At 55.0% G+C, this 258-nt stretch carries 1 protein-coding gene; it reads left to right on the forward strand.

Going from position 1 to position 258, the window contains the following annotated elements:
• Nucleotides 1-245, forward strand: a 245-nt coding sequence (locus AB4Y43_RS40605; RefSeq protein WP_368730307.1) for a hypothetical protein, incomplete at its 5' end; no start/stop codon positions are given.
• Nucleotides 246-258: the final 13 nt, after the last annotated feature.

The raw sequence follows: 258 nt of genomic DNA on the forward strand, positions 1-258 counted from the left end.
CAACCGCTATGACCTGTTTTTCCTGCATCATCATTTCGGAACCATCAACCTGGACCATCCCGAATGAGCGGATCATGTGTTACCCATGTCCCCGCACACCTGTTACCCATGTTTCCGGTCCATACACGGCGGCAAAGAAAGTAGGTGCCGCCCCGCACAGGGGCAACGCCTGCATACCGCCGCGAAAACAAGGAAAGGCCAAAAAAACAAAAAAATCCGATCAATCAGCGCCGCGCCGCTCATGACTCGGCGCATGCC

It is taken from the genome of Paraburkholderia sp. BR10872 (assembly GCF_040965835.1).
Classification (GTDB): Bacteria; Pseudomonadota; Gammaproteobacteria; order Burkholderiales; family Burkholderiaceae; genus Paraburkholderia; species Paraburkholderia nodosa_A.